This window comes from Paenibacillus amylolyticus, assembly GCF_001570725.1.
GTDB lineage: Bacteria > Bacillota > Bacilli > Paenibacillales > Paenibacillaceae > Paenibacillus > Paenibacillus amylolyticus_A.
This window is the reverse complement of the sequence record NZ_BCNV01000001.1, coordinates 1,499,823-1,524,356: the sequence shown is the minus strand read 5'-3', so window position 1 is coordinate 1,524,356 and position 24,534 is coordinate 1,499,823. Positions and strand designations below refer to the sequence as shown.

Sequence of the window (24,534 nt, the reverse complement as noted above, 5' to 3'; positions counted from 1 at the left end):
TATTCTAGATGATAAAATAGGAATATAAATAGAAATTATAATCGATAAAACTTCTTATTTTAGAGGAGTACGTCAGAGTTCACCTCCAGGAGGGAATCAACACTTTGAAATTACATCAGCAATACCTGCTGTTGCATCGTCATTACGGTCACTATACAGAACATGAACTTACACTCGCCGATCTCGCTGAGTTGCTGAATTGTACGCACCGCAATACGTTAACGATTGTCAAAAAGATGGTTGCTCATGATTGGATTCGTTGGGTTTCCCAGCGTGGCCGGGGTCGGCGTTCTTCACTGACTTTGCTTGTTCCGGCTGATCAAATCGCCGCAGAATATATGATGCAGGCCATGAACCGCCGGGAGTTACAGGAAGCTGCCGAGCAGGTGAGCGCATTCTCCAGTTCATCAACCATGCAAGATCATCTAAACCAGTGGTTGCTTGGTTATTCGGGACATCATACGGAAGCCGGCACCAATAATGAGCAGATTGATACGCTTCGGTTGCCCCTGCGCCAACAGCTCCATGCGCTTGATCCGTTGTACATTAATCTATTGGCTGAATCCTTTGTTACCAGCCATGTCTTTGACGGGTTGGTTCAGAGAGGTGAACATGGAGAGATTCTTTCCTGTCTCGCACATACTTGGGATGTTAGTGCAGACCGAAAGACATGGATCTTTTATTTGCGAAAAGGCATTACTTTTCACGATGGTCAGATGCTGACGGCCCATGATATTGTGTATACGTTTGAACGACTGCAATCCTCAGATCGCCGGACATTGTACCGTGATGTGAGTAAACAGATTCTATCTATTGAATCGATCGATCCCTTAACCGTGTGTTTCCAGTTGAAAGACCCTCACGAATTGTTTTTGTCCTTTCTTACAACAAGTCGTGCGGCGATTGTACCCTCATCAGGTAAAAACGAACAGAAGGTACAGCATGCGGGTGATGCGCACGGGATGCAAAAACCTGTCGGGACGGGGCCGTTCAAGGTCACTGCCTGGGATGATCACTTGTGCAGACTTGAAGCCTTTACATCATATTTTCAGGGTAGAGCACATATGGACCGGGTAGATATCCTGCAAATTCCGTGGAGTGCCTCGGCAAAAATGGACGATAGCCAAGATATCGAAACTCCGTTTTTTCATCTTGTTCATAATCCGTCTTCGTCTGCCGGTGCAGACTGGACACAGATTAGTGCAGGGGTAATGGTTCATAAATTACTCACGTGTAATACACAAAAAACCGGACCGTTAAACGATCCGGAAGTAAGAGCACATATTAAGTCATGCCTTGCTGGAATGTATAGAGATGACGGACATGCAGATGACTCTGAGGTCGTTGAGCCTGATTTTAGTGTGGTGAGTACGAAGATGGTTCAAGCACACTCGGAGGGATTTAGCGATATATCGTTAAGTCCCGTATCCTCCAGTCCCATCTCTCTGCACATTGCAACCATTCCACAATATCGCAGGGATGCTAAAAATCTGGCTTCCATACTGGAGCAGTGCGGTTTCTCTTGTACCGTCCGTACTGCTACGATGGAGCAGTTCAAAGGAAATCTGCGGCTAGAATCTGATCTGATTCTCTTCTCTCTCATTCGGGACAGGGACGAGGAACTTCGCAGGTATGATCTCTACTCCACGTTGTCTGAGCATTTGGAAGATTCTGCTCGTATAACGATTCATAAGATTTTGCAAACCATCGTCGCCTCTCCCATCGCAGCAGATCGAACTTCTGAATTAGATCGCATTGAGCAATTTTTGGTTGACCAGAATTTACTGTTCCATTTATCTGAAAAACCGGTAGAGACGGCTTATCTGCCTTCAGTACGTGGTCTATCTTTCAACAGCCAGGGCTGGGTGAACCTGCGTCATATCTGGTTTCCTTCGCAGGTGATGAAGTGAGAATGATATGGATTGTGCTAAAATAAACAAATGCTATTAACTTACACTTACACGCACTTGCACCATACTAAGGAGGCATTACATTCATGAGCAAACTAATTTTCTTTCTCGGCGGGGCCGGGAGTGGCAAGACCACCCTTGCCAAAGCCCTTTCCCGTAAACATAAAGCTGCTTTCTTTGATATGGATATCCTGCTTCGTCCTGCGGCTGAGGCAATTATGACCCTTCAGGGACTTGATCCATCTGATCGGGATTCACCGGAATACAAACGGCTGTGTCGTGATTTGGGATACCGTATTACGATGGACGCAGCTCTCGATAACGTTAAGTTGGGTATCGATACAATCGTTGTGGGCCCATTTACCAAAGAAATCGGAACTCCGGACTGGATCGAGCAGGAACTTACACGGATTGGACGTAGCCTGGATGATACGGATGTGCGTGTGGCCTATATTTATCTGGAGAATGAAGCTTTGTATCACAAACGGATTTCAGCAAGACAATCCCCACTAGATGAATGGAAGTTAACCAACTGGGATGCCTTCAGAGCTTCTCTCGTCCGAAAAGAAATAGCCTGGCCGCTTCCGGCTTCATCCGTCGCTTATATTGACAACTCCAGTGATGATCCTGCGATTGCCTATACCGAACTTGAACGACGGATGTACGAGTAAAAAGCAATCACTCGCTCACTCAACTCACTTTGACGATAGGTTGAAAAAACGCTGCTCTCGCCGAGTTGTGACTCACTTCTTGAACTCTAACGAATCTAAGGCACCTTATTGCCTTGTTTAGACTAATATGAAAATTCTAACGAATCTCAGTAACGCTAAATGGGAGCAGACGAGTGAAAATGGGCAAAAATCTGCTAAAAACGACGAGATAAGACGTCTCAGATTCGTTACGATTTCAATATGGCTCATATGCTTGAAATAGGGTGTGCCAGGTTCGTTAGCGTTTCAAAGAGTGCCCCTTGATGAAACGAAGTGTGTTCCAAAACGCTTTCTGAATGTGATATGGATGAAAGCTGTGCACCGATCACATGTATATATCAAATAAAATCAAAAAAGGATCAGTCTCACCAAGCCCCCAGGCTGATGAAACTGATCCTTTTTTCCATTTAATATCTCCGCATAGCACATAAAATAGACGATATCTTCTACCCCAATTGGACGTCAGACATCAGCTGATAAGTATACTTCACATTCGTCCATTGCCCTATCATTTACCCAGCTATACGATTAGTATAAAATTTACCAATCTCCCTATCCGCGCTGACGGGCCGCTTGACGTTCAGCAATGCGAGACGTAATCAATCCATGACTTTCATCAATCTCTTCAGGTGTACACGCGGCTTTTAACTCATATACTTTCACCGGAGAACGGTCGATAATATCCAAAAACGAATCAAAAAATGTCATGTCTTTACTATGAATGTATGGACACCAATGATCTGATAACCCCACGGTTTCATGAATATGCACACCAACCACGTGATCAATCAACGCGTTAGCCTCACGTACATTGTCATACAACCCCATTCGATCCATCATCATGCCGTGACCAATATCGTACCAGAGACCAAGCGGCGCGCCCTTCATTTGTCCAATAATCGTTCCTGCTTCATGCAAAGTCGGCATCTGATAACAGCGTGAACGGGTCTCAATACCGAAATTCACTCCGTATCCCCGCTGCTCCGACAAGTCACATACCTCTTCCAGACTCTCCTGAATCCGGCTCAGGTAATGTGCGCTGCCATCTTCCCGCTTCTCCAGCATCTCTTGCCATAAAGATTGATATGCAGGTGATTCCGGTCCTTGATCGTGGTATATCTTTTTCAACGCTTCATCTATGTTGTATTCAAACGGAACCTCACCGGGATGTACAACAACAGCCTTGGCACCATAACGATGTGCGTACTCGGCTGAGCGAAGTAACAGTTCAATCGCCCGTTTGCGGCGCGGTTCATCATCGAACCCAAGCAGGACAGAATCCGTCCCGTAATCCGGATCAGGCACATGTGGAAATGTATTATGCACACTGGATACACCGATCTCGCCCCGTTCAATCATCGGTTCTATCGTCTTCAGCAACTCTTCCGTAACGTTATAGTTCAGCTCCACCTGTCTGAATCCAAGAGACTTGATCTCTTCAATCATGCCTTGTCCGGTCGTATGACGTTTGATGTTCCAACATGTTGAGAACGAATATTCCTGTTTGTCTGTATACATGATTGGTCCTCCTGTCTCTCATTCTATCTCCCATTCATATTCCATTTATCTCTATCTATATAAGTTGAACCAATAAACTTTACACTAGATCACTCCAATTGCAGTACCATCTTCCGATCGCTGTATCCCCAGATTTTTTTGATCCCCTTCTCCAAAGGGAAAAATCCGGTGATAGCTTATGCTTCCGATGCAGCTTTCTTGCAGAAAGCTTTCAGGCGAACACTCCGCTTCTTCAGATCCGTTCTGCACTCTTCGTTCTCGTGTAAATGTTCAGTTCACCTTATCTACCTATTTATTCCTCATACCGTTGTTTTCACGGAGAGTCAATTCAAATCTCATCTTGTTCGCAGTCTTTCCAGGCACATAACGATAGATGATCTCCGCATGATTCACGTACATTAACACGGATGGTTCAGGCGCCTCAGCCTTTACGGTACACGTAAGTCCTGGGAACTGCCATAACGTTGGTGTAATGTCCTGCTGACGAAGGGATGGCCCTCTGATTTCAAAATAAACGTCGATCTCTTCCGCCGTATCCAGCTCCACATTAATGGTTAATGAATCTGGCGTGAGATCCGCTTCGAACCTTACTCCGCGCAGATGACTGTTCCACCCCTCGCCTACCTCACGGCGGATCAAGCGAAGATAATAACGCTCCCCCATCTCTGTCTGCCAATGAACCGTAGCTGGATGCATCTGACCGTTGGTATTCAAACTTCCCGACATGGCCCCAATCATCCGATCCTCACCAATCCAGGCTTTGGCCGTACATAGATTCCGATTGGAGGCCGGATCATTGCGCTCACACAGCTCCATAAATTGTTTTTGCACAAGACGATCTTCTTGATGAGCCTTGAAATACGGCACGGCCTCTGCAGGCACATCCACTCCAAGGAGCGCAATCAGTGGATCATGGCCTGACTCACAGTTGATGCCTGTCAGATATTCATACCCTTCACCAAGCAAAAGATAGATAAATACACCGATTGAACTATGCTCTCGCATCTCCATATCGTATGCCCGAGAGAACGGGCCAGAGAGATTCTCCAGATTGGCATTGTAATAAAGTGCAATGTTATTCCAAAGCCCGTGTTCGATCCGGTGTCCAATTTCAACCAAACGTTCGGTGAGACCATACTTTCGATACATGCCAAGTACGGACAGATCGACGCCATAATAGGTTGTCGTATTGAATTCCGCGAATGTACCGTCGTATTGTTCAAACTCCTGCATCAACCCCTCCGCCTGTTCATCCGAATGCTGAATCCATTCTGTCCGGTTCAAGCGATGGCCGTAGTAGTGGGTGATGAAAATATGCATTAACTCAATATTGGTGTTCATGGGGATTACGTCAGATAACCTGCGTTCTATTGAACCTTGAACAGCCAACGCCATCGCATGATCTATCCGTTTCATGAGTGTCTCCGGCATAAGTTCGGCAAATTCGGCAGTTACGACCACACAGACACAAGCGATAAACTCGCGCCAGTTGGGATCATAACTGATCCAGACCGGTGGCAGAACCTGATTCACTGCCGAATGAAACAATTGCTTCAGTTGTTTGGGATCTGCGGCCTCTGTGAGCAGAGAACCCTCTTCCTGTAGTTTATGGATAAACTGCGCAGACACCTTCTCAAAGGTGCGTTCCAGGAAATAGGCCGTGCCTGGCGCAAAAGATTTCCAAGCATAGTGACCCGCTGGTGGATGCACATCATTGGGCCGGGTCGCGAAGGTTCCGTGATAGATCTCATCTGGAGCGTCATATTGAAAATTGAGCACCTTGTGGAACACCCGTATCGCGCGTTCCACATCACCAGGCTCATTTCGAATCAACAACCCGAGCGCATAATGCGCACTGGCTCGTGTGCTGTGCTGCGATGAATCCTCTTCTTCGAAACTCCGAAGCAGATCCAATTCTTTATCATAGAAGCTATCCATCATCGTCATGGACTGATTTACAAGATACTGCTGCTCTTTCGACATCTTATCTGCCATTCGTAGTGTCATGTCATGGACCTCCTGAGACTATAGGTGCGTGTTCAAAAAGATCAGTTTTTCAGTACCAAGAAGCTGATGATGCCACTAGGCATCATTCGTAATAAAAAGTGAACTTTTTGAACAACCTCTATTAACCTTTTACAGCACCTACCATTACGCCACTGATAAAGTACCGTTGCAACCACGGATACACAAGCAGGATCGGTAACGTGGAGAAAATAACGCTGGCTGCTTTCAGACTCTCAGGCAGGACTTGAACGGCACCAATGCCTTCGTTCTGCATCAGTTCTGTAATCTGATTTTGCTGAATCATCTGATACAATTTCAATTGCAAAGGGTATAGCTCAGGCTTGGTGATATACATCAGTGCATCCTGGAAACCATTCCACCGTCCTACCGCGTAGAACAAACTCAGTGTCGCCATAACCGGAAGGGATAGCGGCAAGATAATGCGCATAAGTGTTCCGAAGTGGCTGCTTCCATCAATGCCCGCCGCTTCTTCGAGACTTTCGGGAATGCCTCGGAAGAAGGTAATGAGAATGATCATATAGAACGGACTAATCAATCCAGGCAAAATAAGTCCCCATGTGCTGTCGAGTAGATGTAGATTTTTGATCAGAATATACTCGGGAATAATGCCGCCACTGAAGAACATCGTCACCACAATGACAAGCATGAACCACTTGCGCCCTTTTAGATTACTCTTCGCCAGTGGATAAGCTGCCGCAATGGTCATCGCCATGCTTAGCACCGTACTCAGGACGGTGAGCCAAATCGTATAGATGAGGGAACGAATCATCGATCCATCTGCAAATACTTTGGTATACGCCTCAAAGGACAACTCTTTGGGGAAAAAGGAAACTTCTCCTGAACCGATCGCCCGGTTCGAACTGAGCGAGATCGCAATAATATGAATGAATGGTGCAAGACACAGCACCATCGTAATGATAATTAGAATGACGTTTACCGTGTTGAATATTCGATTCGCCGTGTTTTCAGACATCTCACTCACTCCTTACAGATCATATGTGATTCAATCCACTACATAATGCTCTCATCGGTTAATTTCTTGGACGTATAGTTCGCTCCGAGTATGAAGACAAGTCCAACTAATGCCTGGAACAAACCTACAGCTGTTGCGAGCGTAACCTGACCAGATTGTAAACCGACACGATAGACAAATGTGCTAAGCACATCCGAGTATTCACGTACAGCCACGTTTCCGATAATAAATGGTCGGTCGAAGCCGATAGAGATCATGTTGCCGACATTGATGATCAATAAGGTAACAATCGTCGTTTTGATGCCGGGCAAGGAGATGTGCCAGATTCTGCGTAGCCGACTTGCTCCATCCACTTCTGCCGCTTCATACAATTCCCGGTTAATCCCTGTCAGGGATGCCAGATACAGAATCGTTCCCCAGCCTGCACTCTGCCACACGCCTACCGCAAGATACGTGAAGAGCCAATAGTTTTTGTCTGAAAGGAATGGCAATGGATCAAATCCCATGCTCATTAAGATATTGTTAATGAAACCGGATTGTGTACCGAATACCTGAAGCACGATCCCTCCAATAATAACCCACGAAATAAAGTGAGGAATATACAGTAAGGTCTGTGCCAACTTTTTGAACCAAGCCTTCTTCAGCTCGAACAATAAGATGGCCAATATAAGTGGTGCCGGGAAGGAAACCAGCAAATCCAGCATATTAAGCACTAACGTGTTACGTAATGCAGTGTAAAATCCCTGATTTTGAAACACTTCTCTGAATGCATCCAAGCCAATCCACTCACTACCGGAGATCCCTTGAAAGAAGTTAAAATCCTTGAACGCAATCTGCACGCCATACATTGGCCCATACTTGAAAATAATGAAGTAGATCATGGGCAGTAGGAGCAACGCATATAGTTGCCAGTTTCTGCGGAAATAGATGCTTGTTTTCATAAACCTTCCCCCCATGTCATTCAGGATTTGTTCATCAAGACGATATTGTCATCGCCTTGATGAAATCCCTGTTCTTTGTTGCCATGCGCATTAGATGTGATCTCTACTCTACTTATTTCATCGCATTGTAAGCTTCTGTACGTTCATCCAGGATCGCTTGTCCACCGCTCGCCATGTAATCCTTCATCATGCTGTCATATGTGGCTTCAAAATCAGCGGGTTTGGAAATGGTTGTTTTCACGAAGAACTCCATGAATTTGTCTTTCAGGCCGTTACCGTAGCGCGCTTCCGCATCAATAGGTTTGGAGAAACGTACCGGCTGAATGGTGTCTGTGTTGGAAATCGCTACCGACTTGCGCATATCATCCCGATACTTCGACTCTACCTGTACGACATAAGCCTCTTCATTTTTCTTGTCATCTCCAACGTATTTACCATTGACGATAATGGCAATGTCACCGGAATTATAGATACGACCTGCGATTTCAGGAGAAGCATCATCTTTGATCAGTGGAACTCCATCCACAAGCTCATAGTTCTCATTTTCAACGCCGAATTGCAGGTCGAACAGGTTGTTGCCCGAAGCCATCCAATCCAGATACTTCATCGCTGCTTCCGCATTTTTACTCGATTTCGGAATCATGACATACATCGCATTAGGTGCATATGCCGGTTTGGCGAATTTGCCTTCGGAGTTTTTGAATGCATCAATCGGGGTCATCACTGCACCAGGTTGATTGGTTTGCAGGTTTTTGTACGTACCAGAGATGTAAATCTCCCCTGCATCCTCGGTGTAGAATCCAACTTTGCCGTTAGATACATCTTCCCACAGCTTTTTCTTGTCTTTGTCGAGCCCAAAGTCCTTGCTCATTAACCCTTCATTATAAAGTGTGTTCATATATTTCAGAGCGTCCTTGAAACCAGGCAATAATGTTGGATAGTCATTGGAACCCAGTTGTTGTGTTAACGTATATTTTTGTTCTTCCGTCAGTGGTTCAATGAATGACCAGATCAGGGGTTCATATTGAGCCGAGGCAATGGACATCCCCATCGGGATAAGTCCTGTGCCGACCTTACCCGGATCTTTTTCCTTAAAGGCCTTCAGTGTTGTATGCAGCTCCTCAGCTGTCTCAGGTGAAGGCAAACCGAGTGCATCCAGCCAGTCCTGACGAACATAGGATGCGTACTTGCCAAGTACAAGACGTTTACCTGGAACCGCAAACTGTTGTCCATCGTATTGACCGTAGGCCAGCGTTTCATCTCCAAGCAACTTTTTCAGGTTAGGACCCGTTTGATTGATCAGATCCGTAAGTTCCGTCAAACCACCTTGTTGTGCATAACGGTTGAATGTTCCCGAATCGTAAGTAAAGACGATGTCAGGTACTTCAGAGCCACTCGCCATCAGAACGTTAAGCTTCTGTACTTCCTCCGAGCGTGGTACCGGAACGAACTGAACGTCGATGTTGTTTGGATCACCAAACTTCTCTTGAATGAAGCGAGTCAGATAACTGTCCGAAATGGTGTAGCCTGCCGGAGTGTTTCCCCGGTCGAAGATTTCCACTTTCAAAGTCGTTTTTTCCCCCGAACCCGACTCTCCAGATGAAGATGTTGATTCGCTTCCTGACGAACATGCAGATAATAATAGAGTGAATGCTGTTACCACTGCGAGGATTGAACTTGCCTTGCCTGCCTTACGTCTTTGAAATAATCTCATTTGACCTTTCCCCTTTCGCACACTCTCTGAATGAATTCACATGATTGCCACTCCACTTTGTTCATCCCATTTTGTTGCACCTGTGAATGTCACTAATCATTACATACGATCTGATGTTTAGACAATAAACTATTTTCAAAATGTAAAATTCACGTTTTTTAAGTTGAATACCGCGATATATAAACATATTTCCTGACAATATACAATTTTCACGCCTTATATGTTAACTATATTAACACAGTATGTTGCGTTGTTGTTGATTTCTCATACCCAATCTGGCATCACCCATCTTGCAATAATCCTTTTTCCATTGAATCTCTCTTCAAAAAAAAGAAAAAGAGACCACATCTTATGTGATCTCCTTGTTTAGCAACACTTGTAGAACGTTTCAACTCACTAATTCCTCGGTGGAAGATTAAACTTCACTTGACCAAACAACGTATCGATGGCGTTTCCCGCAAATTGATCGATAACATGTTCGTTGCTCGTATCCGTATGTTCCAAAATCAATACATTATACTTCTCATCATAATGCATTCCGCCCAAAATAAATCGTACTGGAATGTTCTGAGCTGACCCCGCTTTCGAAATGGCCTGCACAAGTTCCGATTCATGCCTTTGGCGAGTGGTCGTGTAGGTACCATCAGGTATAGTTATCGTATATGACGAGTCATCTACATTAAATGTGAATGTGTTGTTGCTTGCTGTGATGGTAACCCGCCTATTGATATCTACCGATCCCCACACTTGCTGTCCGTATGTATACATCATCTTCAACTCCTTCCCTATGAATTAATGGATTGTCATAATGTTAGTATAGGTCATTCGTAAAATTCCTTAACGTACCAGCTTAATGGGCCTAAGATGTTGTATTAAACATGAAAAAATCTCCTGTAAAAGGACGATAAGGCACGAACCTTATCCCCTCATACAAGAGATTTCATGAAATATCTCTAAGGATATTGCTTTTCATGCGATGCTTGGATGTTCTGACACGTCCAATATCGATCGTTATTGTTCCCCTTGTTTTCCACTCTGCTTGCGGTAGTCCCCTGGTGTCACGCCCATAATCCGTTTGAATACTCTACCGAAGGAGATCGCATTGGCATAACCCACTTGCAGAGCAATATCCTGAACAGCCATTTCGGATGCAGACAACAGACGGCAGGCTTTCTCGACCCTCAGTTTCACCAGAAAATCAACAAACTTCATCTCAAACTCTTCCTTGAACAAATAACTCGCATATTTACCCGAGATCTGGAACCGATCACTCAGATGTTTCAGCGACAGATCCGGATCATCAAAATGCTCTTCAATATAGATCCGTAGCTCGTTGATCATCGCTCGATGACTTTTCGTTTCATTCACAGACACATAATTGCGATAGACCTCTTTAAGCCATTCCTGCAAAATCTCTTGAATTCCCTCCAGTGTCTCCACCTGCTGGATATCACTGCGAAGGCGAGTCAGGATTTCCTCGGCAAATTGGCTTTGCAACCGCTCAGACAGCTCCCCGAATTCACGGGACAACATCTGAATTAATGCCTGCAGCAACATACGAATATCATTATCTGTAATCTGATCTTCGCTGAACGCAACAAACATCTGATCCAGCTGTATCCGCCAGCCATCCCCCGTAAGCCTGAATTCACGGACAAAGTCAGCGAGCATCTGCAAGTATTTGTACGATTGTAGCTCAATACGATCCGGCAGCTGTTCACTGAGAACAATCGCATCTTTACCAAGGGTAAGCCTATGCTGCAGACCCGCATCTGCACTCGCATAGGATCGCGTGATCTCCTCCCAGCCCGATACGGTTCGTCCAATGCCAAAGGTAAACCGGAGTCGGAAGTGTTCCGCAATCCACATATGCATCTGTTTAGCCAGATCCATGAGCAATTCACGATCCAGTCCTTCCTTCTCATCCGATGCGATCACCACAATAAGCCTGCGGTTCCCAAACCATTCAGCCCAGCCACCAAACTGGGTCTCGTTCTGCACAAGTTCTTCCACCACATTCATGAGTGCTATCTTCAAAATATTCTGATTGGTTGAGAGATCATCACCATTCATCTCCGCAATGAGGACAGCAACACTGTTTGGTTCCATGAATCGTTCCTCTAGTGGCTGTAGATGGCGAAGTCGCTGACGGAACGAATCCATTCGCTCTCCTTCCATCAGATCAACAAGCAACTGTCTGCGATGAATCAGCAGGTTTTCATGATGCTGTTTCTCATAGTCAACCGTTTGAGCAATCAGATGTTCCAGCGCACGGTCGATGAGAGCCAGTTCATCCTTGACGGACGGAGCTGCTTCATCCTCCTCGACACGTGGCTGTAGCGCCTGAATTCGATTCATGATGAGCTGGATGGGCCGAGTATTTCTGCGAGTAATGTAGATCAGGCCCGCCACTGCAGCAACTATCGTTAATAAACCAATGCCAATCCACACATAGGAGACAAGCGATACCCATGAATACAGCTGTCCAGATTGAATGCCACTCTCGAAGACCAGACCAAGCTTGTCCGCAGACACACGATTAAGGATTTCGCCGGCTGAAGGGTCCATTTGATGCGCGGTATAGATCAGATTGTCGCTCTTGTCCCGAACCTGAAGAACAGACAACTTTTCATTCGTCATGTTATCAATCTGCCGTTCTACTGCATACATGCGGATCGTAATGACGAGCAGCCCTTCCCCGCCCCAAGGTAGCGGAAGCCACTTATTCATGCTAATCACCTGTGAAGGTGCGTCAAAGGAACGTTCCTTGTATTCACGCGGCAGGTTCCAACCGAGGTTCTCCCGATCTTTCAAGGCTTGCTCAATATAGGCACGATCTTGGAAATCTTCCAAGCGCATCATGCCTCTGGGCGTCAGGATCTGAGAATCCGACATGCGATAGAGATAAATGGATTGAATCATATCCTGCTGATCCAGCATCCGTCCCAGCCCGCTTGCCGCATCATAGATGAACTGACTCGATAATTGTCCCTGTCCAGCCTCCAGAAAGCGACTGTATGTCTTGTTCGCACCAATGTCTTCTAGCAACCGAAGTTCAATGTCGCCTAGTGAGCGCTCAAGAGTATCTACGATATAGCGGGTGGAGATCATGTCGGCCTTTTGCGTTTCATTACGCGAGAGTTCGTTGACAATCAGGAAGGAGAGAAAGATCAGAATGGAAATCGTAAGCAGAAAAATAGGAAAATACGAATACAACAACTTGGTGTGCCAATTCCGCTTTAGATTTACTTTCATAGGCTCCAACTCCTTCCATCTCTATTCTAATGAGTATGATCTTCTCTGTTCTTTGGCCTGCCTGCTAACAATATACAGAATCACTGATCCTAGTGCCGCACTGATCGTGCAAGACAGATACATCAATGATGGACCGCCGGAATCGAGTAAATATCCGTTAAGCATATTACCAACAATTCCGCCCAGGCCGGCAAATACCATGTTAAATAAACTTTGTCCTGTGGCCTGCATCTCCCGTCCCGTAACAGAAGCCACATATTCCACTGCTGCGATATAAAAGAATCCGAAGGATAATCCATGCAGCACCTGAACGCCAATCATCACCTCAGGCGTCGGCCATAGCCATTGGATTCCCCAACGTAACATATACGCCCCGGCTGCAAGCAGCATCGTCCGTTCATGTCCCCATTTTCGGAGGATAAATGCCGCCGCCAACATGGATGGAACATTGGTAATCGACGCGAGCAACAGCGCCGTACCTGTCATGGTCACAGAACCGCCAGCCATCTGAAATGAAATAACGAAAAAGGAGTTAAATGCAGTAAGCGTTTGGTTAACCAGGAAACAACCTGTTAGAAATAGAAGGAATGTCCGGTTTCGGAGCAATCTTGCCAAACCTACGGAGAAGGTTACCGAGGACGAGGAGATGCTCGTCTGCCGGGGAAGTGTACTTGCCAGTATGGCGCTCAGAACGTTAAACATCAGAAATGGCAGCCATAACATGTGAATGGAAAACTGGGAGAGATACATCCCTGCTGCGAATCCACCAACTCCCGTTCCTATGCTGCCGAAGAGTCGGATCATGCCATATGAGGTATTGGCTGCCCTCGCCGCGGTAACCGCATAGGAGTCAGCCACAGGTATTTGAGTCACTTGGAATATAGTGCATAAAGTATAAATCAATATTAATATAATGTACACTTGAATATTGTAGAAGTACGCTAACGATGCAGGAACAAGCAGGCTTATCACCAGTACGAACCGTGTCTTTTTAAACTTATCTACCAAAATTCCCCATATAGGTTGAAGAATAATAGATACGAGTGTGCCAAATGCCATGATAAATCCGGTTTCTTTACTGGAAAAACCTTGTGCAACCAATATGGGATTAATGTACGGGTTAAACATGCCTCCCGCAAGTCCCATAAACAGGTACAGGCCCTGCAATTTGAGTAAAACGCGTCTTGCATCATTGGAATCGGCTTTTGTTTTCTCTGTGTAAGCCTTCATATGTCTGCTTCTCATCCGGATCTCCATCCTTTAATTCTGTAGTCGCTTCGCCTATTCTCTATTGATATGTCCGTGTTAGACTCGACCTGATTGCAGCCAATGCCCCGATCGCGCCTGCTTTGTTCCCCAGTTCAGCTACAGCTAAACGTGCAGGCAGAACAATGTAACGCTCAAGGCGTGTACGTACTTCATTTAGATAATAGGATGGGTTGGATGCTGCCACGCCACCACCGATCACAATAATGGAAGGATTGAGTAAAGCTATAATATTCGCCAGACCTCTCGCCATATAACGCATGGGTAGTTCCAGGATCTCCAGTGCAGCAACATCACCAGATTCGGCTGCTTTGAATACATGTCTGGCTTCGATCTGCTCCATTTTCTCCCCTGCCAGACTCATGATCAGGGAACCGGCACTTCCTTTTCCATCTGCAAAATAACGCCTCGCCTGTTCGGTAATTCCCGTACCTGAAGTCGCTTGCTCGAATACGCCAAAGGAATCCGCATCCGCAACGTAACCGGTATGAAGCCCTTCGTCTCCTGCAATGAAATGCCCAATCTCGCCTGCTGCTCCATTCTGACCGCTATACAGCTGTCCATTCAGGATAAGAGCAGATCCAATGCCTGTTCCAACCGTGACCATTACACAATGTTGATGTCCCTGTGCTGCCCCTTGATCATATTCTCCCATCGCAGCCATGTTCACATCATTGTCCAGCATGATATTGCCGCTGTAATACTTCGCAATAACAGGGCGAATATCTTGCTCAGGCCACTGAAAAGCCGGTGCACTTCGCAGTATTCCCTCCTCCTGCAGAATCACACCAGGGAATCCCAAGCCTACTCCTGAAAGTTGACACAGACTGCAGCCAACCTCACGGCAGAACGTTTCCAATTCAGCGAATAACCAACGGAAGAACTCATCTGGCTGATCACTGGCAAGAGTAGGCAACCGACATTCATGAACTTCACTCCCAGCCCGCTGTGATGACAAGAGCATTAATGTTTTGGTACCTCCAATGTCAATACCTGCAATCCAGCCGGATCGCTCCCCTCCAACCGTACCATCCTGATTGAATTGGCGATCATTACTTACGTTTTTCACGGATTCTGTCATCCTATTTCCCTCCTCACATGTATAAATCCAATCTCTTATTCCATGACTTCCTGTTGAAGATTCAGCATCGTTTGTTGTAGAGCCACCTGTACCGCACCAGTAACAACAGCCTGCTCACCAAGCTTGGAGCAGATTAACTGTGGCTGCACCGGGAAATGCTCAGATATGATCTGTCTCAATAACGGTAACAGCACATCACCGTTCCCCCCTACGCCTCCGCCAAGCACAATCAGATCAGGAGCAAGCACCACGCTAATCTGACGCAGAGCTGAAGCAAGCATCTGGCTATACTGCTTAAGAATATCTAACGCCTCTACTTCTCCACTGCGTGCAGCTTCAAATAACTTCTCGGGAGTCAAATGTCTGCGAAGAGCATCTGCATCTACATTTACATCCGCACCCGAATCAGCAGCTACCAATAGTTCATCACGCAGATAAAGATGACGTTTCGCCAGCTGCATCAGACCATCGGCTGATAGCACTTCCTCCAGACGACGGCCATCCTCCATCAGCATCTCGGCAATCTCTCCGGTTAACCCACCAAGACCTCGAAGCAGTTGACCATGTACCATGATGCCAGCGCCTGTACCTGTCCCGATGGAGAAAAAAACAAATAAAGGATAACCTGCTGCTGCACCACTCCTGTACTCCCCCAGCGCCGCAAGATTTACATCATTCTCCAAGATTACTTCACAGGGGAATGCTCCTGACAGCGACTCCAGCGAGAAGGCTTGTTCCAGACCCACTAACGGGTCCACAATACGACTGATACGCCCCTTTTCGGGTAGAACTACACCCGGTATGCCAAACCCGATGCACTGTATCTGATTCCAGTTCAGATGATTTTCCTCAAGCAATGCGTTCATATGACTTCGAAGAAGCTCCAGTATCGTCGCTTGTGCTTGGTCATTGGCTGCTTGAACTACCATAGGATACGTTCTATAGGCGATGATCTCTCCATTCAGATCGGATAATGCGATCCGAATACGTGTTGCTCCGAGATCTATGCCACAGACATAATAAGCCGTTTCATTGAAACGGATGAGCGTTGCTTTGCGACCCTGAGCGTTGTCAGCTCTCCCGGTTTCCCTCACCAGATTACGATCAATCAGATGTTCGACCGCCGACGACACCGTGGGTTTACTCAGTCCGGTCTGACGGCTGATATCCGCTCTCGACATGGTTCCCTGAGTTATCAGAGCATCCATAATCAGATTTTCATTCAGATTGCGGATATATTGCGGTGTGCCAGCCATCTTATCCCCTCCTTTTATAGTTAGTTAAGTTTATTAACAAATTAATTAAATTCAATATATCACCGCCTTTTGGGGGTGTACAGCTTTTTATGCTCCAATAGATGACATGATATTCCCACATCAACGCAACAAAAAAAGCTGCAGTGAGCTTTCACCGCAACTTCTTTCTTCTATATAAGTGTATCAAGTCTTGGAAAGTTCAATGAATCCTTCACCGAAGACATCACGCACATCATGAATGGTGATAAAAGCAATCTCGTCTTCTGCTCGTACAATTTTCTTCAGCATAGAAACTTCCTGTTTGCTAATCACAATGTATAGAATTTCTTTCTTATTTTTCGTGTAGTAGCCATGACCGGACAGAACGGTTACTCCGCGATCCATCTTCTCAATGACTTGCTTCGCAATTTCATCCTGTTTGGAAGAAATAATCATAACTGCTTTTTTCGGATTGAGTCCTTCAATAATGAACTCCATCGTTTTGGTTCCGACAAACAGCAGGACAATGGTACACATTAATCCTTGTGGGCCAATGATGAAGTATGAGGAAAAGGCTACAATCAGATCGAAAAACAGAAGTCCGTAACTGATATTCCAATCCAGATACTTGTTGGCAAGTCGGGCCAAGATCACTGTACCCGCCGTTGTGCCTCCCACTCTAACAATCAAGCCAATACCAAGACCGGCAAATACGCCAGCAAAGATGGTATTGATCCAGAGTTCATCCGATGCAATTGTCCAGCTCTCCGTCAGATGCAGGAACAACGAGTTGAATACGACCGCAATAATTGTATACACCGTAGTCGTTTTATCAAGAAACCGATATCCCACAATTAACAGAATACCGTTCAGGATCAAGTTCATCAGTCCAGGAGACCATTCAAACAGGTAATACAAAATAATCGTGATGCCCGTGACGCCGCCTTCAGCCAAATCGTTCGGGATGACGAACAGGTTCACCGCCAGTGCAAACAGAAATGCACCTGCCATAATAAATAGAATATCCGTAATTCGTTTCTTCATTATGCATTCCATCCAATCCATCAGAAATCAACCTAATCGACCCGTCTCATAAGTTGTCATAATCACTCAAAGATAGATTTTACCATGCCCACAACAAAATTTGTATACATAATACAAATTGTTACGTAATTTGTGCAAAGGAATTTACAAAACCCTTCTCTTTTCTCTTCTGCAAAGCCATTCACCACCATACACCCATGACAAATGTCATGGTCCATCATTGATGTTCATCATTATAAAGGGCTGACGTTTATGACTTACTGTCATGGGTGTATTGTTTTACAATGATAAAAACGCTTCCTAGAGGAAAGTCTTACCGGGAAACGTGAAGTTGTAGCTGATTACAGTTATAACGATTGAAGGAGGACACACGTCAATGAGTAGAACCAAAGAAATGGCGCTAAAAAAAGAAGTCACCCCTTACGAAAAAAATGATCTTAGATTAAGTATCCGTCAGTTAATCAATACATTGCTCCCGCTCTTCTTGCTATGGGCTGCAGCTTACTTTAGCTTATCAGTTTCCTACTGGCTAACCTTCCCGATTGCCCTGGTGGCATCCGGATTTGTACTACGGACATTCATTATCTTCCATGACTGCTGTCACGGTTCATTCTTTAAAAGCAAACGTGCCAATGATATTCTCGGTACCATTACAGGCGTATTAACACTGACACCCTATCAACAATGGAAAGCCGAGCATTCCATCCATCACGCAACCAGCAGTAATCTCGACAAACGTGGTGTAGGTGATATCTGGGTCATGACGGTTGACGAATACAAAGAAGCTTCCCCTTGGGGTCGTCTTTTCTACCGGATTTATCGTAATCCGTTTGTATTGTTCTGCATCGGACCAATCTATGTGTTCATTCTTGCTTATCGCTTTAACCGCAAAGGCGCACGACGTAAAGAGCGCATTAATACACACTTGACTACAGCCTTGATCGTTGGACTCTATGCATTCATGTGCTGGTTAATTGGCTGGCAGGCTTTTGTTATGGTGCAAGCACCTGTATTCTTCTTCTCCGGTTTCTTCGGCATTTGGTTGTTCTACGTTCAGCATCAGTTCGAAGAAACGTACTTTGAACATGAAGATGAATGGAGTTATGTAAAAGCAGCTGTTGAAGGCAGTTCTTATTACAAATTACCAAAATTATTGCAATGGATCAGTGGTAATATCGGGTTTCACCATGTGCATCACTTGAGCCCGCGTGTACCTAACTATTTCTTGGAAGAAGCACATAACGCAACACCACCCTTGCAAAAAGCAACGACTATTACACTACGTTCCAGCCTGGTTGCCCTGCGCTTCCGCTTATGGGATGAAGAATCCAAACAATTTATTAGTTTCAAACAGCTCAAAAGCTTATCCCGCAAGCCGTATGTTCAACCGCCTATCCGAGTAACCAATCCAGCGGGTCTGACAGAGAAGCCTTAACTCTGTCGGATTCGTTTTCTTGTATTCAAGCCATAGTCATGCTACAGTCATGCTAAAGTTGAGTACAAGTGCAAGGAGGAGAATTACATTCAAAAGTGGATGCAGATTTTTTATAAAAATACAGGGTTAAATCCTTATGTATGGCTGGTCTTTTTCATCCTGCCCTTCTATTACATTTCACAATATTCCAAATTATGGACGATGGTGACCGGCATTATAATCATTCTCGTCTTCTTCGTCTGTTATCTGCTCGCCTTTATTACCAAGGGCTGGCAGGTGTACATGTGGATTGGATTGCTCATTGCCATATCCATTACGATGACCATCGCCTATGATTATGCCTATTTCTCGTTGTTTCTTGCTTTTTTTATTGGGAATATTAAAAATAAAGCCGGTTTTTTCACCCTCTACTCGGTGAATTTGGGAGCCAGCTTTCTAACCATTAATTATGGTTTTATCAATCAGAGTTCATTGCTCGTGAGTCAGTTCCCGTTTGTATTCATCAGCTTAATGGCCTCCATCCTGCTTCCAATCAGTACGTATAATAAAAATAAGACTGAACAATTGGAAGGCCAATTGGAGAATGCCAACAAACGACTCGATGATCTCGTGAAAATGGAAGAACGTCAACGTATCGCTCGTGACCTGCACGATACCCTTGGACAGAAACTCTCTCTGATCGGTCTGAAAACCGATCTCGCGAAGCGCCTGCTCCGCAATAATCCCGATCAGGCCGAGATTGAATTGAACGACCTTAGACAAACGGCAAGCACAGCTCTGAAGGAAGTCCGTGAAATGGTAACAACCATGCGTGGTACACAATTGGTCGATGAACTGTTCCGGGCAGAACAGATTCTGAAGGCCGCTTCGATTGAATTTGTACTGGAAGGTAATCCGAAGCTGCAAGACACGTCGCAATTGAATGAAAATGTGCTTGGTATGTGCTTGAAAGAAGCCGTCACCAATGTGGTCAAACACAGTCAGGCAACAACATGTACCATCGGCATTAAGGAAACACTAGCGGATAATGTACTAACCGTGCAGGATAACGGTGTCGGAATAGAACGAACTCGCAAAACGGATCGGCGCGGAACAGGAATTTTGGGCATGAAGGAACGACTTGAATTCGTGAATGGTTGTCTGGATATCCGCTCTGGTACAGACACCCAGGGTACAGCAATCATTATTCATGTGCCCAAACTCGTCCGCAAACCGATAAAGGAGGCAGAATCATGATCAGGATTGTAATCGCAGAAGATCAGCGCATGATGCTCGGTGCCTTGTCTTCCCTACTTAATCTGGAAGAAGATATGGAAGTCGTCGGACGTGCCAGCAACGGCCAGGAAGCCCTTGCTCTGGTGCAAGAGCTTGCACCAGACATCTGTCTGATGGATATAGAAATGCCCGTGAAAAGCGGCCTCGAAGCCGCAGAAGAACTCAAAGGAATGAGCTGCAAGGTCATTATCCTGACCACTTTTGCCCGGACCGGATACTTCGAACGTGCACTGAAGGGCGGTGTCCGTGGTTACCTGCTCAAAGACAGTCCAATTGAAGAACTTGCCGAAGCCATTCGCCAAGTTATGAATGGCAGACGCATCTTCGCTCCCGACCTGGTCGATGAGGCTTATGTCGAAGAGAATCCTCTGACTGAACGCGAGAACGCCGTACTTGGCCTCATGGCAGACGGGAAGAATACAAAGGAGATTGCCGGACATCTGTTTATCACAACGGGCACGGTACGTAATTACATCTCCATTATTCTCAACAAGTTAAATGCCAGTAACCGCATTGAGGCTATCACTCGCTCCAAGGAAAAAGGGTGGTTCAAATGAAAGTACCGCTTTAACCCATTGAAACATAAATAAGTTTGTTTCCGGCTGCACAAGTCAGTCGTAATAACATGCTCCTAAAAAAGCTTGGCCTAGGAAAACACTTCCTTGGCCAAGCTTTTTATGTTTATTATAACAATCTGACATTCAATTCTTGCGCATTGCAGAATATTGGCGAAACGCTTATGATTTCACAGATACAGCCATACCAAGAGCTTCCAGTGGCACTTGATCGGTCTTGAGCTGATAAATTTGATGACCGTCCTGCCATGAGATCGTTACATGGACAGACTTTCCTCCACTTGGATATTCCACGTTGATATTGCCTTTATCTTTCGGTACAGGCAATGTATGTGACTCCAGATACTCCACCATTTTCTTCGCAATACCCGGATTATTCATCTTATCTTCGGAAACCGAGCGAATTTGCAGCGTCCATCTTCCTTCTTGCCACGTCAGATATTGACTGCCTGCCGCACCTTCACTCAAGCCTTGGATGCCATGTCCCAGATCCACAGCCATGTCTGTTGGAATGTCTTTCAGGTCCGTCTCAGGAAAAATTTCTGACTGATTCGGGTCCTTATAGGTCTTCATTTCATAAGAAGTCAGTACAGGTATCTTGCTGCCAGATGCAGTTAAAGATTGATCATTAATGGCAACAGACTGAGTGGTAGCGTAAAAGTTTACCTTAAATGCATCAGCAGTATTGGACAGTATTGCCGCACCCAAATATTCGCCCTTCTCTAACGTAAAGGATGTGGGTAAAGATGCATCCTTCATCGTCAACTGGTTACGAACTTGCTGGATCACCTTATTCACACCCACCTGACCATTGGCAACTTGGTTGTCATTTGCCTTCGTTCCGGATGTGTCTTCATTATCTGTTGTGCCCGTATTCTCTTTGGTTCCCGCTTCATTTTCGTTAGAGAAATCAGCACCACCGCTTCCGCTCTGGGTCTGTTCACCCACTGTTGTCGTTGGTGAAGAACTATTCTCTGATGATTCAGCATTCGAATCCGGTCCGCCACACCCTGCCAGCGCAAGTAAAAAGGCTGTCGTTACCGGAATGGTCATCCACAATGGTTGTTTCTTCATGATGTGTACCTCCTTCGTTGTGAGTTGTGTCCAATGTGTAGTCAGGATCGATCTAATGTCTGATTCGTAGTTCAAAAGATTAACGCTTGTCGTTCCAGAAGTTAACCGGCTGTACTTTCTTGCTTAATACTTCAAAACGATACCCTTCTGCCTTCAATGTTTTCAACACTTGTGGCAGGACCTTCAACGTCGCTTCCTGGTCGTGCATAAGCACAACAGGCGTTGTTCCGCTCTTTTGCACATTGTGGATCTGCTTCATTACACTGTTATAGACTTTCTGGTGATCCTTCTTGTATTTCCAGTCTTCCGAATCCACATTCCAATCCCACAGATGGAATCCACCTTGACCAAGCAGTACATTGCGGAATGCCGGCTTGAGATATGGCTTACTACCATATGGCGTCCGAACGAGACTTGTTTTAACTCCGGCAACCTTGTTCAGACTTACATTGGCCTGTTGCATCTCTTTCAATCCGCTATAGGCAGATTTATAGAATTTGCTTGGAACGTGAGTCACACCATGCAGACCCAATCCATGCCCGTCAGCTACGATGCGTTTGGTAGCCTTCTGAAATTGCTCCATCTGAGGGCCCAACATGAAGAACGTTGCCTTCGCATTATATTGATCGAGAATATCGAGTAACTGACCTGTGTGAGCGGTTGGCCCGTCGTCAAAAGTCAGGTATATGATTTTGGAACTCGCTTTGTTTGCGCTATCCTTCGATGTAGCTGATTTGGCAGATACCGACTGCGGCAATAATAGTGGAATGATTAATAGAATGGCAAGTGTGACCATGATAGATTTGCGAATATGTAGCATAATTAAAAGTCTCCCTTATGTGTTATATTTCCCCGGGTGTCCATGTTGTTCTACCTTCATCCCTTGGCGATTAATCCTAATACTATCAAAGATAGCAGCTCTTGTTCTCGCTTCAAAGGCTACGGTAGAGTTACACTTTTGTCAGATAAACCTAAAATTTAATACGAATTTGATAGATTTGCGCAAAAATAAGATCCCGCCAGGATAGATCAATTGTGACATATCCTCTATTACCCATATTCAGGATTTTGATAGACTTTTGCTACGATTCAAGCATATCAATAAAATAATTAAATATTTATGCATGCAAAAAAAGCCTGCACAAGTGCAAGCTTCTTTGTCTTCAATCAGCATAAGGCATCATGCTGTATGTAGATGATCTTATGTCGCTGGAATCTTTTCGACTCCCAACGTACAGTTATTCAGCTGGGGCAGTGAACGAACGTTTGCCAAACTCTGCATCCAGCATGTAGAAGGCATTGCTGTCTTTTTCGATGCGGCGCAGCTTCTGAATAATGTTGTCAAACAATGCTTCCTCTTCAACCTGCTCATCAATGAACCATTTCAGGAAATACATCGTTGCATGTTCACGTTCATTCAGGGCGATGTCAGCCAGATTGTAGAATTTTTTCGTGTTTTGCTGCTCATGAGCATAACCATGCTCAAATACATCCAGCATCGAAGCATATTCATTCTTCGGTTCTGGCAAAGCCGCCAGTGTGGCACGTTGTCCACGATCATTCAGGAATTTGTATATTTTCATGCCATGGAATCGCTCTTCCTCCGCTTGCACGATGAAGAAGTTCGCAAATCCATCCAGACTTTTGCTGGAACAATAGGCTGCCATAGCCAGATATACATGAGCGGAATAAAACTCAAAGTTCATCTGTTCATTTAAAGATTCTGTTAACTCTTTGCTCATTTTCAAAACACCTCTTTCTTTCTCTAGGGATGGTTATATTCTAACATAACGACTGCAGGACTTACACCGAATTTCTACAAATTTCGCCAATGACTGAACGAACAAAAAAGCTCTGCCGCGATGGCAGAGCTTCTTTCATTCTTTAGAGATATGCAATTATACCAAGAACGCTTTGGAGATGATAACCAACAGGATGAACAGAACCAGAATGGCACCTACAGAAGTGAAACCTCCGTATCCGTAGCCTCTTGCTTCTCCACCTAATACTTCGCTCATTGACCGTACCTCCTCTGCAACAGGTATGGGTTATCTTATGCAGGAAGAACGACTTTGACAGGGCGGATGCCCTAATTATTCAAAAGCTGTTTTTTTCGTTCAGTACCGTGGAGATTGCACTCGCATGATATCCAGAAATGGTACCTTCGCCGTGAACTCTTCCTCTGTATACTCTACATGCACGAGTCGTGTACGGGAGTCCATTTTGACAATGACTCCTTGCACCTGATCTTCCTTGCCCCATACCGTCAACAGTACTTCCGAACGTTCACGAAAGGCTTCAACCAGCTGATTTCCCAACTCTTCAAGTTCAAACTCATCCCGTGTAGGTCTTTTTGCTACTTTTGCTTTTGCCAATGTGGCTGCCTCCTCTACTCCGACGTCCCGATTCCACGGGTTGATTGCCGAGTTCATATTCAATTAGTATACCATTCATTTACGTCTGTGTAATGTCGTGGCACCCAAGATTGAGCAAATTCCTC

The 24,534-nt window shown here is 45.3% G+C and carries 21 protein-coding genes; 5 read left to right on the top strand and 16 right to left on the bottom strand.

Features of this window, described 5'->3' with window-relative positions:
* The first annotated feature begins 104 nt into the window (after positions 1-104).
* Together PAHA3_RS07065 and PAHA3_RS07060 are read left to right on the top strand one after the other, a co-directional pair.
* A complete protein-coding gene (locus tag PAHA3_RS07065; protein ID WP_062834083.1) occupies positions 105-1,910 on the top strand; it encodes an ABC transporter substrate-binding protein in 1,806 nt (601 codons plus the stop codon).
* 86 nt (positions 1,911-1,996) lie between these two features.
* The gene (locus PAHA3_RS07060) at positions 1,997-2,581 is read left to right on the top strand and encodes an AAA family ATPase (RefSeq protein ID WP_062834082.1); all 585 of its coding nucleotides are present in this window, start codon (positions 1,997-1,999) and stop codon (positions 2,579-2,581) included.
* 591 nt (positions 2,582-3,172) lie between these two features.
* On the opposite strand, the gene PAHA3_RS07055 is transcribed toward PAHA3_RS07060, so the two are convergent.
* The 11 genes from PAHA3_RS07055 to PAHA3_RS07005 form a co-directional block, all read right to left on the bottom strand.
* A complete protein-coding gene (locus PAHA3_RS07055; protein WP_062834081.1) occupies positions 3,173-4,138 on the bottom strand; it encodes a sugar phosphate isomerase/epimerase family protein in 966 nt (321 codons plus the stop codon).
* A 288-nt stretch (positions 4,139-4,426) separates the two neighbouring features.
* Positions 4,427-6,145 carry a hypothetical protein gene (locus tag PAHA3_RS07050; RefSeq protein ID WP_062834080.1) on the bottom strand — a complete coding sequence of 573 codons (1,719 nt, stop codon included), beginning with the start codon at positions 6,143-6,145 and terminating at the stop codon, positions 4,427-4,429.
* A 121-nt stretch (positions 6,146-6,266) separates the two neighbouring features.
* Entirely contained in the window at positions 6,267-7,139 is an 873-nt protein-coding gene (locus tag PAHA3_RS07045) for a carbohydrate ABC transporter permease (RefSeq protein WP_062834079.1), read from the bottom strand.
* A 38-nt stretch (positions 7,140-7,177) separates the two neighbouring features.
* Positions 7,178-8,080 carry an ABC transporter permease gene (locus tag PAHA3_RS07040; RefSeq protein ID WP_062834078.1) on the bottom strand — a complete coding sequence of 301 codons (903 nt, stop codon included), beginning with the start codon at positions 8,078-8,080 and terminating at the stop codon, positions 7,178-7,180.
* Between the two features lie 112 nt (positions 8,081-8,192).
* Positions 8,193-9,794, bottom strand: a complete 1,602-nt coding sequence (locus PAHA3_RS07035) for an extracellular solute-binding protein (RefSeq protein WP_062834077.1) — start codon at positions 9,792-9,794, stop codon at positions 8,193-8,195.
* A 396-nt stretch (positions 9,795-10,190) separates the two neighbouring features.
* Complete coding sequence (locus PAHA3_RS07030; RefSeq protein WP_062834076.1) at positions 10,191-10,562, bottom strand: hypothetical protein; 372 nt, start codon at positions 10,560-10,562, stop codon at positions 10,191-10,193.
* A gap of 243 nt (positions 10,563-10,805) precedes the next feature.
* Entirely contained in the window at positions 10,806-13,049 is a 2,244-nt protein-coding gene (locus PAHA3_RS07025; RefSeq protein WP_062834075.1) for a helix-turn-helix domain-containing protein, read from the bottom strand.
* 21 nt (positions 13,050-13,070) lie between these two features.
* The gene (locus PAHA3_RS07020; protein ID WP_235599381.1) at positions 13,071-14,294 is read right to left on the bottom strand and encodes an MFS transporter; all 1,224 of its coding nucleotides are present in this window, start codon (positions 14,292-14,294) and stop codon (positions 13,071-13,073) included.
* A 43-nt stretch (positions 14,295-14,337) separates the two neighbouring features.
* On the bottom strand, positions 14,338-15,396 hold the full coding sequence (locus PAHA3_RS07015) for an ROK family protein (RefSeq protein ID WP_062834074.1): 1,059 nt from the start codon (positions 15,394-15,396) through the stop codon (positions 14,338-14,340).
* 35 nt (positions 15,397-15,431) lie between these two features.
* Positions 15,432-16,652 carry an ROK family transcriptional regulator gene (locus tag PAHA3_RS07010; RefSeq protein ID WP_062834073.1) on the bottom strand — a complete coding sequence of 407 codons (1,221 nt, stop codon included), beginning with the start codon at positions 16,650-16,652 and terminating at the stop codon, positions 15,432-15,434.
* Between the two features lie 183 nt (positions 16,653-16,835).
* Complete coding sequence (locus PAHA3_RS07005) at positions 16,836-17,675, bottom strand: YitT family protein (RefSeq protein ID WP_062834072.1); 840 nt, start codon at positions 17,673-17,675, stop codon at positions 16,836-16,838.
* 376 nt (positions 17,676-18,051) lie between these two features.
* Between PAHA3_RS07005 and PAHA3_RS07000 the strand changes: the two genes are divergently transcribed.
* From PAHA3_RS07000 to PAHA3_RS06990, 3 genes are all read left to right on the top strand, one after another.
* A complete protein-coding gene (locus PAHA3_RS07000; protein WP_062834071.1) occupies positions 18,052-19,110 on the top strand; it encodes a fatty acid desaturase in 1,059 nt (352 codons plus the stop codon).
* Positions 19,111-19,197: 87 nt separating this feature from the next.
* A complete protein-coding gene (locus PAHA3_RS06995; RefSeq protein WP_062834070.1) occupies positions 19,198-20,346 on the top strand; it encodes a sensor histidine kinase in 1,149 nt (382 codons plus the stop codon).
* Positions 20,343-20,942, top strand: coding sequence for a response regulator transcription factor (locus PAHA3_RS06990; protein ID WP_062834069.1), 600 nt, complete (start codon positions 20,343-20,345; stop codon positions 20,940-20,942). The genes PAHA3_RS06995 and PAHA3_RS06990 overlap by 4 nt, the downstream gene beginning before the upstream one ends.
* Before the next feature lie 180 nt (positions 20,943-21,122).
* Here the strand turns inward: PAHA3_RS06990 and PAHA3_RS06985 are convergent, their stop codons facing one another.
* From PAHA3_RS06985 to PAHA3_RS06965, 5 genes are all read right to left on the bottom strand, one after another.
* A complete protein-coding gene (locus tag PAHA3_RS06985; protein WP_062834068.1) occupies positions 21,123-22,034 on the bottom strand; it encodes a hypothetical protein in 912 nt (303 codons plus the stop codon).
* A 79-nt stretch (positions 22,035-22,113) separates the two neighbouring features.
* Complete coding sequence (locus PAHA3_RS06980; protein WP_062834067.1) at positions 22,114-22,854, bottom strand: polysaccharide deacetylase family protein; 741 nt, start codon at positions 22,852-22,854, stop codon at positions 22,114-22,116.
* Between the two features lie 418 nt (positions 22,855-23,272).
* Positions 23,273-23,776 (bottom strand): ferritin, encoded by a 504-nt coding sequence (locus PAHA3_RS06975; protein ID WP_062834066.1) that lies wholly within the window; start codon positions 23,774-23,776, stop codon positions 23,273-23,275.
* 156 nt (positions 23,777-23,932) lie between these two features.
* On the bottom strand, positions 23,933-24,052 hold the full coding sequence (locus tag PAHA3_RS06970; protein ID WP_024631887.1) for a hypothetical protein: 120 nt from the start codon (positions 24,050-24,052) through the stop codon (positions 23,933-23,935).
* A gap of 99 nt (positions 24,053-24,151) precedes the next feature.
* On the bottom strand, positions 24,152-24,409 hold the full coding sequence (locus tag PAHA3_RS06965) for a YolD-like family protein (RefSeq protein ID WP_036608707.1): 258 nt from the start codon (positions 24,407-24,409) through the stop codon (positions 24,152-24,154).
* Between the last annotated feature and the right edge of the window lie 125 nt (positions 24,410-24,534).

Coding starts and splice junctions, on each gene's coding strand:
- PAHA3_RS07030 (WP_062834076.1), bottom strand. CDS start 10,562: ATGTATACATACGGACAGCAAGTGTGGGGATCGGTAGATATCAATAGG.
- PAHA3_RS06990 (WP_062834069.1), top strand. CDS start 20,343: ATGATCAGGATTGTAATCGCAGAAGATCAGCGCATGATGCTCGGTGCC.
- PAHA3_RS06975 (WP_062834066.1), bottom strand. CDS start 23,776: ATGAGCAAAGAGTTAACAGAATCTTTAAATGAACAGATGAACTTTGAG.
- PAHA3_RS07055 (WP_062834081.1), bottom strand. CDS start 4,138: ATGTATACAGACAAACAGGAATATTCGTTCTCAACATGTTGGAACATC.
- PAHA3_RS07040 (WP_062834078.1), bottom strand. CDS start 8,080: ATGAAAACAAGCATCTATTTCCGCAGAAACTGGCAACTATATGCGTTG.
- PAHA3_RS07025 (WP_062834075.1), bottom strand. CDS start 13,049: ATGAAAGTAAATCTAAAGCGGAATTGGCACACCAAGTTGTTGTATTCG.
- PAHA3_RS06970 (WP_024631887.1), bottom strand. CDS start 24,052: ATGAGCGAAGTATTAGGTGGAGAAGCAAGAGGCTACGGATACGGAGGT.
- PAHA3_RS07000 (WP_062834071.1), top strand. CDS start 18,052: ATGAGTAGAACCAAAGAAATGGCGCTAAAAAAAGAAGTCACCCCTTAC.
- PAHA3_RS07010 (WP_062834073.1), bottom strand. CDS start 16,652: ATGGCTGGCACACCGCAATATATCCGCAATCTGAATGAAAATCTGATT.
- PAHA3_RS07035 (WP_062834077.1), bottom strand. CDS start 9,794: ATGAGATTATTTCAAAGACGTAAGGCAGGCAAGGCAAGTTCAATCCTC.
- PAHA3_RS07045 (WP_062834079.1), bottom strand. CDS start 7,139: ATGTCTGAAAACACGGCGAATCGAATATTCAACACGGTAAACGTCATT.
- PAHA3_RS07005 (WP_062834072.1), bottom strand. CDS start 17,675: ATGAAGAAACGAATTACGGATATTCTATTTATTATGGCAGGTGCATTT.
- PAHA3_RS06980 (WP_062834067.1), bottom strand. CDS start 22,854: ATGCTACATATTCGCAAATCTATCATGGTCACACTTGCCATTCTATTA.
- PAHA3_RS07050 (WP_062834080.1), bottom strand. CDS start 6,145: ATGACACTACGAATGGCAGATAAGATGTCGAAAGAGCAGCAGTATCTT.
- PAHA3_RS07060 (WP_062834082.1), top strand. CDS start 1,997: ATGAGCAAACTAATTTTCTTTCTCGGCGGGGCCGGGAGTGGCAAGACC.
- PAHA3_RS06985 (WP_062834068.1), bottom strand. CDS start 22,034: ATGAAGAAACAACCATTGTGGATGACCATTCCGGTAACGACAGCCTTT.
- PAHA3_RS07020 (WP_235599381.1), bottom strand. CDS start 14,294: ATGAGAAGCAGACATATGAAGGCTTACACAGAGAAAACAAAAGCCGAT.
- PAHA3_RS07015 (WP_062834074.1), bottom strand. CDS start 15,396: ATGACAGAATCCGTGAAAAACGTAAGTAATGATCGCCAATTCAATCAG.